Origin of the sequence: Morganella morganii, assembly GCF_019243775.1 — a bacterium.
Taxonomy (GTDB): Bacteria; Pseudomonadota; Gammaproteobacteria; order Enterobacterales; family Enterobacteriaceae; genus Morganella; species Morganella morganii.
Genome location: NZ_CP069157.1, coordinates 1,515,151 through 1,530,154, shown reverse-complemented (window position 1 = coordinate 1,530,154; position 15,004 = coordinate 1,515,151). Strand labels below are relative to the sequence as shown.

Sequence of the window (15,004 nt, the reverse complement as noted above, 5' to 3'; positions counted from 1 at the left end):
GTCAGGGCAGTGCAATATCTGCCCTGAAATCCCTGTTTATTCCCACATCCAGCGGTCTTCCCGATCCCAGCCTTTTGTTTTCATGCAGCTGTAGAAATAGCGGTTGCGGCTGTCTTCATTCACATCCATCACATAACTTTCCGTTACCGGTGTCTGCTCTTTGTAGGTTTTGCTGTTACCGCAGTCATCGTCTTTTTTGCAGCGTTTCTCCACATCCCGCATCACACTGCGCTGAGCAACTTCATTTTTCACCGGATAAAGCTTATGTGATTCCGGTTCACAGAAGGCATTTGCCTCTGCCCGTGTGTATTCAGAGCCGCCCGGAACTTCCACCCAGACAGAAGAACAACCGGACAACAGCAGTGCAGAGACAAGAATAAGTCTGTTTTTCATCATTATAGTGTGTATTATCAGCTTGTTAAGAATGCGTAATATTACTGCACATCATAAACTGAGTAAACCGAACCGGTAATATTTCCTTAAGGGATGATAAAGTGGCTGACATAAAAGCAGACTCCGCTGAAACCACGTATATTTACCTGTATCAACGTTATTTTCACAATTCTTCCATTTTTACGATCAGATTTACCGGTACACTATCCCCATCATATTTCAGGCTGTTTTGTGCCCTTACGCGTACCCCGGCAGTACCGGGTAAAAAGGAATGATGAGTAATCCCATAATGAATAATGTACAAAAGAGAAAGAAACGCACAGGCATTACGATTGCCGTTCTCCTTCTGGGCGCAGCCGGTTACGGCACCTATCATTACTTTAACTCTGCGGCACCGGCCACCCCGCCTGCTGCCGGAAAACCGGGGGCTTCCGCAGGCAAAAACAGCAACCGTCCGGGCCGCCCGCCGCTGGCACCGGTACAGGTGGCGAAAGCAGTCTCTGAAACCATTCCCCGCACCTTGTCAGCACTCGGTACCGTGCAGGCGGCCAATTCTGTGACGGTGACCAGCCGCGTGGAAGGGCAGCTGATGCAAATCCATTTTAAGGAAGGTCAGAAAGTGAATGCCGGTGATTTGCTGTTCACTATCGACCCGCGTCCGTTTGAAATTCAGCTGGCCCAGGCTCAGGGACAGCTCGCCAAAGATCAGGCTACGCTCGCCAATGCCCGCCGTGACCTGAGCCGCTATCAGAAACTCGCGGCCACTAATGTGATTTCGCAACAGGAGCTGGATACCCAGCAGGCAACCGTCAAATCGGCGGAAGCCGGTATTAAGGTGGATCAGGCCGCTATCGACAGCGCGAAACTGCAACTGACCTACAGCCGCATCACCGCGCCTATCAGCGGAAAAATGGGTCTGCGTCAGGTGGATACCGGCAACTTTATTACCGCCGGGACTGCCATGCCGCTGGTGGTGATCAACCAGACCGCCCCTGCCGATGTGCTGTTTACCGTCCCGGAAAATGATATTCCGCTGATCCGCATGGCGCAGCGCACTATGCCGGAACTCACGGTCACCGCGCTGAGCAAAGATAACAGCATCCGTCTGGCACAAGGCAAACTGCTGACACTGGATAACCAGATAGATGCCGCCACCGGTACAGTAAAAGCCAAGGCGCGGTTTACCAATGATGATGACCTGCTGTTCCCGAACCAGTTTGTCAATGTACTGCTGCAGGTCGGCCAGCTGGAGAATGCGGTGGTGATCCCGAATGCTGCACTGCAGATGGGAACGGAAGGCAATTATGTCTGGCTGCTGGAAGCCGAAAATAAAGTCCGCAAACAGATTGTGGATGTGGAATTACAGACCCCGGAACGCGTGGTGATCAAAAGCGGCGTCAGCGCCGGTGATACCCTGGTGACAGACGGAATCGACCGTCTGACTGACGGCGCGCAGGTGGAAGTGGTGTCCGGTGAGAAAAAAGCCGCAGCCGGAGATAAGGCCTGATGTCCGGAAACAATCCTGAAACCCGTGCCGGCGGCCCGTCCCGCCTGTTTATTCTGCGTCCGGTCGCCACCAGCCTGTTTATGCTGGCGATCCTGCTGGCGGGGATTGTCGGCTACCGTATGCTGCCGGTTTCATCGCTGCCGGAAGTGGATTACCCGACTATCCGCGTGGTGACACTCTATCCCGGTGCCAGTCCGGATGTGATGACTTCCGCCGTAACCGCGCCGCTGGAGCGCCAGTTCGGGCAGATGTCCGGACTGAAACAGATGTCGTCGCAAAGCTCGGGCGGTGCCTCTGTTATTACCCTGATGTTCCAGCTCTCCCTGCCGCTTGATGTGGCGGTGCAGGAAGTGCAGGCATCCATCAACGCGGCAACCAATCTGCTGCCGAATGATCTGCCTTATCCGCCGATTTACAGCAAAGTGAACCCGGCGGATCCGCCGGTACTGACCCTTGCCGTTACTTCCGATGCCATGCCGATGACGCGGTTACAGGATATGGTGGAGAACCGCATCGCCCAAAAAATCTCCCAGGTGGAAGGGGTCGGGCTGGTAACACTCGCGGGCGGCCAGCGCCCTGCCGTGCGGGTGCAGTTAAATGCCAATGCTGTCGCCGCTTACGGGCTGGACAGCGAAACTATCCGCACCGCAATTAACAACGCCAACGTCAACTCCGCCAAAGGGAGCCTCGACGGCCCGGCGCGTTCGGTAACGCTGTCCGCTAACGACCAGATGAAATCGGCGGAAGATTATCAGAACCTGATTGTCAGCTACAAAAACAATGCCCCGATCCGTTTGCGGGATGTGGCAACCGTACAGGAAGGACCGGAAAACACTCAGCTGGGTGCCTGGGTTAATGATAAACAGGCCATTGTCATTAATGTGCAGCGCCAGCCCGGCGCAAACGTGATTTCCACCACCGATACCATCCGTGCTCTGATCCCGGAGCTGGTGGAAACCCTGCCGGAATCCGTCACCGTAACGGTTCTGACTGACCGGACAGATGCTATCCGCGCCTCGGTCAAAGATGTGCAGTTTGAACTGTTCCTTGCGATTGCGCTGGTGATCATGGTGATGTATCTGTTCCTGCGCAATATGGCCGCGACCCTGATCCCGGGAGTGGCAGTACCGCTCTCGCTGGTCGGTACGTTCGCGGTGATGTATTTCTGTGGCTTTTCCGTCAATAACCTGACACTGATGGCACTGACTATCGCCACCGGGTTTGTGGTGGATGATGCAATTGTGGTGGTGGAAAACATCGCCCGCTATCTGGAAAAAGGCGACAAGCCGCTGACCGCTGCCCTGAAAGGTGCCGGTGAGATTGGCTTTACCATTATCTCACTGACCTTCTCGCTGATTGCCGTATTAATCCCTCTGTTATTTATGGGGGATATCGTCGGCCGCCTGTTCCGTGAGTTTGCCATCACCCTTGCGGTGGCGATCCTGATTTCCGGTGTGGTGTCACTGACACTGACACCGATGATGTGCGCCCGGTTCCTGAAACCTGAATCCGCTCACCGTCATAACCGCTTTAACCGCGCCACTGAACGCTTTTTTGAGCGGGTGATTGCCGGTTACGGCCGCTGGCTGACATGGGTGCTGCGCCATCAGTGGCTGACACTCGGGGTTGCGTTCAGTACCATGGCGATCACCGTCATGCTCTATCTGTTTATTCCGAAAGGCTTTTTCCCGATCCAGGATAACGGACTGATTCAGGGCACGCTGGAAGCGCCGCAGTCTGTGTCGTTTCAGGCCATGAGTGAGAAACAGCAGGCGGTCAGCCGTCTGCTGGCGGATGACCCCGCGGTCGCCAATATCGCCGCCTTTGCCGGTATCGACGGCAGCAATGCCACACTGAACACCGGACGCCTGCAAATCACCCTGAAACCGCTGTCTGAGCGGGCTGACCGCGCGGAAGCTATCATCACGCGGTTACAGGAGAAAGCTGATTCCCTGCCCGGCGTGAAACTGTATCTCCAGCCGTCTCAGGATCTGACTATCGATACCCAGACCTCCCGCACGCAGTATCAGTTTACCTTACAGGCGAATTCCCTGGAGGAGCTGGATCTGTGGGTGCCGCGTCTGATGACAGAATTAGAGAGCAGTGATGCCCTGACTGACACCGGCAATGACTGGCAGAATAAGGGACTGGTGGCCTATATCGATATTGACCGTGACACCGCGTCACGGCTGGGGCTGACCATGACCAATATTGATAACGCGCTGTACAATGCGTTCGGTCAGCGGCTGATCTCCACGATTTATACCCAGGCCAGTCAGTACCGCGTGGTGCTGGAAAATAACACCGCGCTGACACCGGGCGCAGATGCCCTCAGCAGCATCAGCCTGACCAATAAAGACGGCAACTCCGTGCCGTTGTCAGCCTTTGCCACCGTTTCGCAGCGTTTCGGGCCGCTGGCGATCAATCATCTGGCTCAGTTCCCGTCCGCCACCTTCTCCTTTAATATCCCGGCGGGCGGTTCACTGGAAGCGGCTGTGAATGCGGTGAAATCAGCGGAGCAGCGTATCGGCCTGCCGAAAGATATCACCACACAATTCCAGGGGGCGACCCTCGCCTTTGAAAATGCCCTGTCCAATACCTTGTGGCTGATCCTTGCCGCTGTCGTGGCAATGTATATTGTGCTCGGCATTCTGTATGAGAGTTTTATTCACCCGATTACTATCCTCTCCACCCTGCCCACCGCCGGGGTCGGTGCCCTGCTGGCACTGATTATGGCGGGTAATGAGCTGGATGTGATCGCGATTATCGGTATTATTCTGCTGATCGGGATTGTGAAGAAAAACGCCATTATGATGATTGACTTCGCCCTTGCGGCAGAGCGCGAACAGGGGCTGTCACCGTATGATGCGATTTATCAGGCGTGTCTTCTGCGTTTCCGCCCGATCCTGATGACCACCATGGCCGCGCTGTTTGGTGCGGTGCCGCTGATGCTCAGTACCGGGGTCGGTGCCGAACTGCGTCAGCCGCTGGGGGTCTGTATGGTCGGCGGGCTGATTATGAGCCAGATCCTGACCCTCTTTACCACCCCGGTGATTTACCTGCTGTTTGACCGCCTGTCTCACTGGCGCGATAACGCCCGGTTTACCCCGGAAAATGACAACACGGGGGCCTCATCATGAGGCTGTTCGCCCTGTTTATCGCCCGCCCGGTGGCCACGACGCTGATAAGCCTCGCCATCACCCTGTGCGGGGCGATCAGCTTCCTGTTCCTGCCGGTAGCACCGCTGCCGCAGGTGGATTATCCGGTGATTAATATCTCGGCATCACTGCCGGGTGCTTCGCCGGAAACCATGGCATCCTCTGTCGCCACGCCGCTGGAACGCTCGCTCGGGCAGATAGCCGGGGTGTCGGAAATGACCTCCTCCAGTTCCCTCGGCAGTACCAGTATTACCCTGGAATTTGAGCTTAACCGCGACATCAACGGTGCTGCCCGCGATGTACAGGCGGCACTGAATGCCGCGCAGAACCTGCTGCCGTCCGGGATGCCGTCGCGGCCGCGTTACTATAAATCCAACCCGTCCGATGCGCCGATCATGATCCTGACGCTGACATCGGACACCCTCGATACCGGCAAACTCTATGATATCGCCTCCACCCGGCTGGCACAGCGCCTGTCACAGATTGAGGGCGTGAGTGAGGTTTCGGTCGGCGGCGGCTCGCTGCCTGCCGTGCGGGTGGAGCTTAATCCGTCACAGCTGTTTAACCAGGGGGTTTCCCTCGACAGTGTGCGCAAAGCAATCAGCGATGCCAATGTGCTGCGTCCGCAGGGCTCGGTATCTGACAATGAACGCCGCTGGCAGATTGACAGTAACAGTGAACTGAAAACGGCGGAGGATTATCGTCCGCTGATTGTGCATTACAATGACGGCGCGGCGGTACGGCTGGCCGATGTCGCCACCGTGAAAGACTCGGTACAAAACGTCCGCGCCGCCGGGATGAGCAACGGCAAGCCCGCTATCTTGCTGGTGATCCGCCGTGAAGCCGGTGCCAATATTATCGCCACCGTGGCCCGTATCCGCGAACAACTGCCGGTATTGCAGGATACCATTCCCGCCAGCGTGGATCTGCAGGTTGCTCAGGATCGCACACCCACCATCCGCGCCTCACTGACCGAAGTGGAACGCGCACTGACCATTGCGGTGGGGCTGGTGATCCTGGTGGTGTTCCTGTTTCTGCGTTCCGGACGCGCCACTATTATCCCGGCGCTGGCCGTGCCGGTTTCTCTTATCGGCACCTTTAGTGCCATGTATCTGTGCGGGTTCAGCCTCAATAACCTGTCACTGATGGCCCTGACCGTCGCTACCGGCTTTGTGGTGGATGATGCGATTGTGGTGCTGGAGAATATCGCCCGTCATATTGAAAACGGCCTGAAACCGAAAGAAGCGGCGCTCAAGGGGGTCAGCGAAGTCGGGTTTACCGTGCTTTCCATGAGTATCTCGCTGGTGGCGGTGTTTATTCCGCTGCTGCTGATGGATGGCCTCGTCGGGCGGCTGTTCCGCGAATTTGCCATCACCCTGACCACCGCCATTGCTATCTCACTGGTGATCTCGCTGACACTCACCCCGATGCTTTGTGCTCATCTGCTGAAAAACCGCGCAGCACCGGCACGGGAGCGTAAACGTGGTGCAGGCCGGATCCTGTTCCGCATCCAGCAATGGTACGGGCGCAGCCTGACCGTGGTGCTGGCACACAGCCGCTGGGTGCTGCTGATTTTCACCGGCACCATTGCCCTCGCAGTCTGGCTCTATATCTCTGTGCCGAAAACCTTTTTCCCGGATCAGGATACCGGGCGGCTGCTGGGCTTTGTCCGCGCTGACCAGAGCATTTCGTTCCAGTCGATGGAGCAGAAAATGCGCACCTTTATGCAGCGCATTCACAGTGATAAAGATGTTGCCAGTGTCACCGGTTTTACCGGCGGCGGACGGGTTAACAGCGGATTTATGTTTATCTCGCTCAACCCGCTGGATGAGCGGACAGACAGCGCCCAGGATGTCATTAACCGGCTGCGTGTCACCCTCGCGGATGAACCGGGCGCCAATCTGTTTCTGATCCCGGTGCAGGATGTGCGGGCGGGAGGCCGTGAGTCCAACTCCAGTTATCAGTACTCCCTGCTGGCGGATGATTTATCCCTGCTGCGTGAATGGGAGCCGAAAATCCGCAAAGCACTCGGTGAACTGCCGCAGCTGACCGATGTAAACTCAGATAAAGAAGATAAAGGCGCGGAGATGGCGCTGACTTATGACCGTGATGTGATGGCGCAGCTCGGGATCAGTGTCAATGATGCCAATAATCTGCTGAATAACGCCTTCGGTCAGCGGCAGATCTCCACCATTTATGAGCCGCTGAACCAGTATAAAGTGGTGATGGAGGTCGCGCCGCAGTATACGCAGGATGTCAGTGCACTGGATAAAATGTTTGTCATCAATAAAGAGGGACAACCGGTTCCGCTGGCGTATTTCGCACAGTGGCGTCCGGCGAATGCACCGCTGAGTGTTAACCATCAGGGATTGTCAGCAGCCTCGACGATCGGCTTTAACGTGGCGGAAGGCTATTCCCTGTCCGATGCGGTGGCAGCGGTCGAACGCACCATGGTGGAACTGGGAGTGCCGTCCGGGGTGCGCGGAACTTTTGCCGGGACCGCACAGCTGTTCCAGGAAACATTACAGTCTCAGGTGCTGCTGATTATCGCCGCTATTATCACGGTGTATCTGGTGCTCGGCATGCTGTATGAGAGCTTTATTCATCCGCTGACTATCTTATCCACCCTGCCCTCGGCGGGGGTCGGCGCACTGCTGGCGCTGCGCTTCTTTGATACGCCGTTCAGTCTGATCGCCCTGATAGGGATTATGCTGCTGATCGGGATTGTGAAGAAGAACGCCATTATTATGGTGGACTTCGCCATTGCCGCCCAACGCGGCGGGCAAAGTGCGCGGGATGCGATTTTCCGGGCCTGCCTTCTGCGCTTCCGTCCGATCCTGATGACCACGCTGGCCGCCCTGTTCGGTGCGTTGCCGCTGGCACTCGGCAGCGGAGACGGTGCGGAGCTGCGCCAGCCGCTCGGAATAACCGTAGTCGGCGGGTTGCTGGTCAGCCAGATCCTGACACTCTATACCACGCCGGTGATTTACCTGTTCTTTGACCGGCTGCGCCGCAAAAAAACCGGAGAATCCGCCGGGCAATCCGTTATCAGTACGGAGGGAAATGCATGAAAACCGGAATAGGTCACAAACTGTTTCTTGCCATTTTTGCCACCTGTATGCTGGTGGTGCTGACCATGCATCTGGCTATCCGTTTCAGTTTTGAGCAGGGCTTTCTCGGCTATCTTCAGCGCTCCGCCGAAGACCGGACGGAGATGATCGCCGATGTTGTCGCTGAACAATATGCCGATTACGGCAGCTGGTATTTTCTGCGCAATAATCAGCGCGGTTTTATGCAGGCGCTGCGGGCACTGGATACCGACCGCCACATGGAACATATGGAGCGCGGCTGGAAAATGCGTTTCTGGCTGCTGGATGAGGATGACCGCCGCCTGTTCGGGCACGGCCCGGTACCACCCGGCGAGCTCTACCGCAAACCGGTAAAATACAATGATAATATCGTCGGCTGGGTGGTAATGCCGGCGGATGACAATATCAACCGTGCCGCCGACCAGAGCTTTTCACATCAGCAGGCACGCACCAGCTGGATAGTCTCGGCGCTGGTGCTGCTGGTGACTCTGGTGGTCACCTGGCTGCTGACGCGCGGCTTCCTGCGTCCGGTCAAACGGCTGGCAGAAGGCACACATCAGCTGGCGGCGGGTAATTTCAGCAGCCGCGTGCCGGTTCACGGTAAAGATGAAATCGCGCAGCTGGCCAATGATTTTAACCAGCTCGCTTCCGCGCTGGAAAAAAATGAGCTGATGCGCCGTGACTACATGGCTGATGTCTCACACGAGCTGCGCACTCCGCTGGCGGTGTTACAGGGCGAACTGGAAGCCCTTCAGGACGGGATCCGCCAGCCGACACCGGAAACTCTGGCATCCCTGCTGGCGGAAGTGCAGACGCTGACAAAACTGGTCAGCGACCTGCATCAGTTGTCATTATCCGATCGCGGCTCACTCTCTTACCGCAAAGAGTTATGCAATCTGACCGATGTGATCAGCCGGTCTATCGGCGTGTTCCGCCACCGGTTGCAGGAAAAAGGTCTCACTGTCACGACGGAGCTGCCGGATCCCCTGATGATCTTCGGGGATGATGCGCGGCTTGGCCAGCTGTTCCATAATCTGCTGGAAAACAGCCTGCGTTATACCGACAGCGGCGGACAGATTGTGGTACGCGGACAGCAGGATGAAACACAGATCCGTATCGACTGGTCAGACAGTGCGCCGGGGCTGACTGAAGAACAATTTTCACAGATTTTTGAGCGTTTCTACCGCAGCGAATCCTCCCGCAACCGGGCCAGCGGCGGATCCGGGCTCGGCCTTGCGATTTGTGATAAAATCGCGGAAGCGCATCACGGGCAGATAAGTGCATCCGCGTCCCCGCTAGGCGGCGTGACCATCACTCTGATCCTGCCCCGCCCTGACTGACAGGAGTTGACTGCATGGAACAAAATGCTGAACTGATTCTTATTGTGGAAGATGAGCCGAAACTGGCTCAGTTACTGACAGATTACCTGCACGCCGCCCATTACCGCACGCACTGGCTGGCACGCGGCGGTGAAGTGACAGCCTGGGTGCAGGAAAATAAACCGGATCTGATTTTGCTGGATCTGATGCTGCCGGAGAAAGACGGCCTGACACTCTGCCGTGAAATCCGTCAGTTCAGTGATGTGCCCATCATGATGGTCACGGCCAAAACTGAAGAAATTGACCGCCTGCTGGGGCTGGAAATCGGTGCGGATGATTATGTCTGCAAGCCTTACAGCCCGCGTGAGGTGGTGGCACGAATCAAAACCATCCTGCGCCGCTGCCGGCGCAGTAACGATATGTCAGAGGATAAATGTGACACCCTGACTATTGATGAGGTGAATTATCAGGTGCGTTTCGGGACACAGAGCCTGGATCTCACTCAGGTTGAATTCCGCCTGCTGCGCACCATGGTGTCACAGCCGGGCACCGTGCTGTCGCGCAATCAGTTGCTGGATAATCTGTATGATGATTACCGCGTGGTAACTGACCGCACGATTGACAGCCATATCAAAAATCTGCGCCGCAAGCTCGGGCAGTTAGATGGTGACCGCGATTTTATTCATTCCGTCTACGGGCTGGGTTACCGCTGGGAAGGCGGACCGGCTGAGATTATTGCCGCCACCATTATCTGATAAAAAACGGCGGAATATCCGCCGTTTGTTGTTTTTCTGATTACTGAATAACTAAGTTACTGAATAACGGACGGACGCTTCAGCCGCGCCAGGATTTTATCAAGCGTATTTTGCTCATCCTGTAATAAATCCGCTTTTGCAATACGGAATGTCCGATCCAGCTCTGCTGTTCTGATATGCAGTTTCAGCGCAGCGCGGTTGTCTGTTATCACAGTGAAAGCACTCAGCGGCGCTTCATAGCAGACCGCGTACTGCCCCGGGGTAAACAGCAGGTTATCACCGGCAATCGCCAGCATCGGATAATACTGGATACGCCGCGCGTTAATCACCAGCACAATCGCCACCGCGACCATAATGCCGCCGATATCCATCCCGAACACCAGCAGTGCCACGCCAAGTATTCCGTACAGCACCGCCATGCTGATCTGGCGCTGTTTATTGAATTTCAGCAGGACTTCAAACGGCAGTTGTGCCAGTTTCGGTACTGTTTTCAGTGAACGGTAAACCACGCGGTTGTAGTCGTAGAGGTAACCGACGATAAAGATAAAGCCCAGCGGAATAAAAATAATACCGCCGATCATGGCAAGAACCAGGCCCAGTTTCGGCTGGTTACGCAAGAATGCCAGACTGGCCAGCTGTGCGGCCATCCCGCCGGTCATCAGAATTTTCACGTACGGTAAGACTTCAATCAGTTGCTGCATCTGATAATCCAGTTCATCCCGGTACGGCTCAAGTGCCGACGGAATATAGGAGATAATCCCCAGGAAAATCAGGTTAAGAGCCAGACCGATCCAGACTGCAATATGACGTTTTTCCATGTATCCACGCTGTAACAGGCTATAGTAAATGATAGCGCGGCAGGAATTATCCGCCGCACCACTGAATTTAACGAAACTATATCAAATCGTTATCCGATATTCATGCCATTTTCAGTAATTCATTTGATACCGGGCGGATGACGCGCTAGAATCCAACGCCTTGATTACGCCTCCCCCTCCGGGGAAGGTTCTGACTTGAACTCAGATCGGAATACATTATGTTTACACCCGAATTACTCTCTCCGGCGGGCTCGCTGAAGAATATGCGCTATGCGTTCGCCTATGGTGCGGATGCGGTCTATGCCGGACAGCCACGTTACAGCCTGCGTGTCCGCAATAACGAATTTAACCACGAAAACCTCGCCAAAGGCATTCAGGAAGCCCACGATCTGGGCAAGAAATTCTATGTCGTGGTCAATATCGCCCCGCATAACGCCAAACTGAAAACCTTTATCCGTGACCTGGAGCCGGTGATTGCCATGGGTCCGGACGCACTGATTATGTCTGACCCCGGTCTGATCATGATGGTGCGCGAGCATTTCCCGCAGATGGATATCCATTTATCCGTTCAGGCCAATGCCGTAAACTGGGCAACCGTTAAATTCTGGCATCAGATGGGGCTGACCCGTGTGATCCTCTCCCGTGAACTGTCACTCGAAGAAATCGCTGATATCCGCAAAAATGTGCCGGAAATTGAGCTGGAAGTGTTTGTTCACGGTGCACTGTGCATGGCCTACTCCGGCCGCTGCCTGCTCTCCGGTTATATCAACAAACGTGACCCGAACCAGGGTACCTGCACCAATGCCTGCCGCTGGGAATATAAAGTCGAGGAAGGCAAAGAGGATGTGGTCGGTAATATCGTCCACAAGCAGGAACCGATTCCGGTGAAAAACATTGAGCCGACCCTCGGTGCCGGTGCCCCGACAGACAAAGTGTTCCTGATTGAGGAAGCACAGCGTCCGGGCGAATATATGACCGCGTTCGAAGATGAACACGGCACCTATATTATGAACTCCAAAGATCTGCGGGCTATCGAGCATGTCGAAAAGCTGACACAGATGGGTGTTCACTCCCTGAAAATCGAAGGCCGTACCAAATCCTTCTATTACTGCGCCCGTACAGCACAGGTTTACCGCCGTGCCATTGATGACGCTGTTGCCGGAAAACCGTTTGACCCGTCACTGCTGACCACGCTGGAAGGCCTCGCACACCGCGGTTATACCGAAGGGTTCCTGCGTCGTCATACCCATGACTCTTATCAGACGTATGAGTACGGTTATTCCGTTTCCGATTCCCAGCAGTTTGTCGGCGAGTTTACCGGCAACCGCGTGAACGGACTGGCTGAAGTGGATGTGAAAAACAAATTCTCCGTCGGCGACAGTCTGGAACTGATGACCCCGAACGGCAACATCAGCTTTACCCTCGATGCCATGAATAACCGCAAAGGGGAAGCCACCGAAGTCGCGCCGGGTAACGGTCATATTGTCTACCTGCCGGTACCGGATGATGTAAACCTGGAATTTGCATTGCTGATCCGTAACTTACCGGGCACCAGCACCCGTAATCCGCATATGCCGGAATTTACCGACGCTGCGGCCACCAACGGGTAAAATTCTGAATTTTCGAATCCGATCACAACAATCACGTTAGTTATTTCGTAGTATCGGACAGGAAAATGAAGAACTAAAACGCAACATGTAATACCAGGAACCACCTCCTTGGTTGGCTCAATCTCCCTTGAGCCAACCTTTTCTTTTTGTGCCCTTCTCTTTTTTCTCCGCTCATTTTTCCCGGCATAAACCGCCCGTGTTTGTTATCTTTAAAAGACGTAATCTGAACACGGAGTCTGATATGGCGGAAACGCATATAGTGGTTCTTAACGGAAAACGTGCCGGTGATGACGGTATTCGTCAGGCTGTCCGGCACCTGCGGGAAAGCGGTGAGGATATTCAGGTACGGGTGACGTGGGAGCCGGAGGATATTCCCCGCTTTGTCCGCGAAGCCCATCAGCTGAAAGCAGCAACCGTGATTGCCGCCGGGGGCGACGGCACGATTAATGCCGTATGCAGTGCTCTGATGGCATATCCGGCTGAAAAGCGCCCGGTTCTCGGTATTCTGCCGCTCGGTACCGCCAATGATTTTGCCACCGCAGCCGGAATACCGGCGGATAAAACCAAAGCCCTGCTCCTGGCCGCAAAAGGCAGCGCGGTCGCCATTGATATCGGCTGTATCAATGAATCTCATTATTTTATCAATATGGCTACGGGCGGATTCGGCCCGAAAATCACCACAGATACCCCGGAAGCCCTGAAAAGCACCTTCGGCGGTGCCGCGTATTTTCTCCACGGGCTGACACGCAGTGATTTGCTGAAAGCGGATCACTGTACTATCAGCTGTGATGATTTCCACTGGCAGGACGACGCACTGGTGATTGGTGTCGGCAACGGCTGCCAGGCGGGCGGCGGACATAAACTGTGTCCGGATGCGCGGATCAATGACGGTCTGCTCAACCTGAGTATTCTGCCCGAACGCAACTGGCCGCGCTCACTCTGGAACAGCCTCTTTAATGAGGGCGAGGCGGAAGGCGTCATCATGAAGCGCAGCACACGGATCACCATCAACGCGGCACATGAGATGGTGTTTAATCTCGACGGCGAACCGCTGACTGGTCAGCAATTCACCTTTTCCGTGCTGCCTGAAGCGATCCAGTGCCGGTTACCGCCACACTGCGGGTTGTTATCTTAAACACAATCCACGACAATCCGTGACAATTTTATAACACGCTACAGGAATCGGAGTTTACATACCATGACTGATATCGTTAAGTTGTTAGGCAATGATGCATCATCTCTTCTTGAACACACCTGCACCACCATTCCCAAAGACAATCTTTATCTGCCGGGCGATGACTTTGTCACCCGCGTGATGATTGACAATAACCGGCCGAATACCGTACTGCGCTCCATGCAGTCACTGTTTAATCACGGCCGTCTGGCGGGAACCGGTTATCTTTCCATTCTGCCGGTAGATCAGGGTGTTGAGCACTCTGCTGCAGCCTCTTTTGCCGCCAACCCGCTCTATTTTGATCCGAAAAATATTGTCGAGCTGGCTATCGAAGCAGGCTGTAACTGTGTTGCCTCTACCTACGGTGTACTGGCTTCTGTTGCCCGCCGCTATGCACACCGCATCCCGTTCCTTGTCAAAATCAACCACAATGAAACCCTGAGCCTGCCTGCGCAGTATGATCAGACACTGTACGCCAGTGTTGAACAGGCTTTCGAAATGGGCGCGGTGGCTGTCGGGGCGACGATTTATTTCGGCTCACCGGAATCCCGCCGTCAGATAGAAGAAATCTCTGCGGCCTTTGAACGTGCCCATGAACTGGGCATGGTGACCGTGCTGTGGGCTTACCTGCGCAACCCGGCCTTCAAAAAAGACGGGGTGGATTATCACGCCAGCGCGGATTTAACCGGCCAGGCAAACCACCTTGCGGCTACTATCGGTGCGGATATCGTCAAACAGAAAATGGCGGAAAACAATGGAGGCTTTAAAGCCATCGGCTTCAGCCATACTGATGAGCGCGTTTACAGCACACTGACCACGGATAACCCGATTGACCTGGTCCGTTATCAGCTGGCGAACTGCTATATGGGCCGTGCGGGGCTGATTAACTCCGGCGGTGCATCCGGTAATAATGACCTGGCGGATGCGGTCCGTACTGCGGTGATCAACAAACGTGCCGGTGGTATGGGGCTGATCCTCGGCCGTAAAGCCTTTAAGAAATCGATGAAAGACGGGGTGGCACTGATTAATGCAGTGCAGGATGTGTATCTCGATAAGAAAGTGACGATTGCTTAAATGCAAAACAGGCCGGATAACCGGCCTGATTTTGTGCTCCCTGTTTGTTCCGGGGAGCTGCTGATAACGGGCAAAACGAAAAGCCGCTGTAAATACATCCCTGTAAG

At 55.0% G+C, this 15,004-nt stretch carries 10 protein-coding genes; 8 read left to right on the top strand and 2 right to left on the bottom strand.

Features of this window, described 5'->3' with window-relative positions:
- Window positions 1–36 precede the first annotated feature (36 nt).
- Entirely contained in the window at window positions 37–396 is a 360-nt protein-coding gene (locus JL661_RS07375; protein WP_004235239.1) for a hypothetical protein, read from the bottom strand.
- A 286-nt stretch (window positions 397–682) separates the two neighbouring features.
- On the opposite strand from JL661_RS07375, the gene JL661_RS07370 reads away from it, so the two are divergent.
- The 5 genes from JL661_RS07370 to baeR are packed head-to-tail and all read left to right on the top strand — an operon-like array spanning window position 683 to window position 10,221.
- A complete protein-coding gene (locus JL661_RS07370) occupies window positions 683–1,900 on the top strand; it encodes an MdtA/MuxA family multidrug efflux RND transporter periplasmic adaptor subunit (protein WP_062771492.1) in 1,218 nt (405 codons plus the stop codon).
- Entirely contained in the window at window positions 1,900–5,040 is a 3,141-nt protein-coding gene (locus tag JL661_RS07365; protein WP_062771490.1) for an MdtB/MuxB family multidrug efflux RND transporter permease subunit, read from the top strand. Before JL661_RS07370 ends, JL661_RS07365 begins: the two co-directional genes overlap by 1 nt.
- Complete coding sequence (gene mdtC, locus JL661_RS07360) at window positions 5,037–8,129, top strand: multidrug efflux RND transporter permease subunit MdtC (RefSeq protein WP_062771488.1); 3,093 nt, start codon at window positions 5,037–5,039, stop codon at window positions 8,127–8,129. Before JL661_RS07365 ends, mdtC begins: the two co-directional genes overlap by 4 nt.
- A complete protein-coding gene (gene baeS / locus JL661_RS07355; protein ID WP_024473318.1) occupies window positions 8,126–9,487 on the top strand; it encodes an envelope stress sensor histidine kinase BaeS in 1,362 nt (453 codons plus the stop codon). Before mdtC ends, baeS begins: the two co-directional genes overlap by 4 nt.
- A gap of 14 nt (window positions 9,488–9,501) precedes the next feature.
- The gene (gene baeR, locus JL661_RS07350) at window positions 9,502–10,221 is read left to right on the top strand and encodes an envelope stress response regulator BaeR (RefSeq protein ID WP_024473319.1); all 720 of its coding nucleotides are present in this window, start codon (window positions 9,502–9,504) and stop codon (window positions 10,219–10,221) included.
- A 56-nt stretch (window positions 10,222–10,277) separates the two neighbouring features.
- Here baeR and JL661_RS07345 read toward each other — a convergent pair whose 3' ends face one another.
- Window positions 10,278–11,039 carry a hypothetical protein gene (locus JL661_RS07345; protein WP_024473320.1) on the bottom strand — a complete coding sequence of 254 codons (762 nt, stop codon included), beginning with the start codon at window positions 11,037–11,039 and terminating at the stop codon, window positions 10,278–10,280.
- Window positions 11,040–11,257: 218 nt separating this feature from the next.
- Here JL661_RS07345 and trhP point away from each other — a divergent pair, with 218 nt between their 5' ends.
- From trhP to fbaB, 3 genes are all read left to right on the top strand, one after another.
- Window positions 11,258–12,649 carry a prephenate-dependent tRNA uridine(34) hydroxylase TrhP gene (trhP, locus tag JL661_RS07340; protein WP_024473321.1) on the top strand — a complete coding sequence of 464 codons (1,392 nt, stop codon included), beginning with the start codon at window positions 11,258–11,260 and terminating at the stop codon, window positions 12,647–12,649.
- A gap of 241 nt (window positions 12,650–12,890) precedes the next feature.
- Complete coding sequence (gene yegS, locus JL661_RS07335; protein ID WP_024473322.1) at window positions 12,891–13,784, top strand: lipid kinase YegS; 894 nt, start codon at window positions 12,891–12,893, stop codon at window positions 13,782–13,784.
- A 63-nt stretch (window positions 13,785–13,847) separates the two neighbouring features.
- Window positions 13,848–14,897, top strand: coding sequence for a class I fructose-bisphosphate aldolase (gene fbaB, locus JL661_RS07330; protein WP_004235228.1), 1,050 nt, complete (start codon window positions 13,848–13,850; stop codon window positions 14,895–14,897).
- Window positions 14,898–15,004: the final 107 nt, after the last annotated feature.

Bases quoted from the DNA above. Each gene is read 5' to 3' on its own strand.
- baeR (WP_024473319.1), top strand. From the start codon at position 9,502: ATGGAACAAAATGCTGAACTGATTCTTATTGTGGAAGATGAGCCGAAA.
- yegS (WP_024473322.1), top strand. From the start codon at position 12,891: ATGGCGGAAACGCATATAGTGGTTCTTAACGGAAAACGTGCCGGTGAT.
- mdtC (WP_062771488.1), top strand. From the start codon at position 5,037: ATGAGGCTGTTCGCCCTGTTTATCGCCCGCCCGGTGGCCACGACGCTG.
- JL661_RS07345 (WP_024473320.1), bottom strand. From the start codon at position 11,039: ATGGAAAAACGTCATATTGCAGTCTGGATCGGTCTGGCTCTTAACCTG.
- JL661_RS07370 (WP_062771492.1), top strand. From the start codon at position 683: ATGAATAATGTACAAAAGAGAAAGAAACGCACAGGCATTACGATTGCC.
- trhP (WP_024473321.1), top strand. From the start codon at position 11,258: ATGTTTACACCCGAATTACTCTCTCCGGCGGGCTCGCTGAAGAATATG.
- fbaB (WP_004235228.1), top strand. From the start codon at position 13,848: ATGACTGATATCGTTAAGTTGTTAGGCAATGATGCATCATCTCTTCTT.
- baeS (WP_024473318.1), top strand. From the start codon at position 8,126: ATGAAAACCGGAATAGGTCACAAACTGTTTCTTGCCATTTTTGCCACC.
- JL661_RS07375 (WP_004235239.1), bottom strand. From the start codon at position 396: ATGATGAAAAACAGACTTATTCTTGTCTCTGCACTGCTGTTGTCCGGT.
- JL661_RS07365 (WP_062771490.1), top strand. From the start codon at position 1,900: ATGTCCGGAAACAATCCTGAAACCCGTGCCGGCGGCCCGTCCCGCCTG.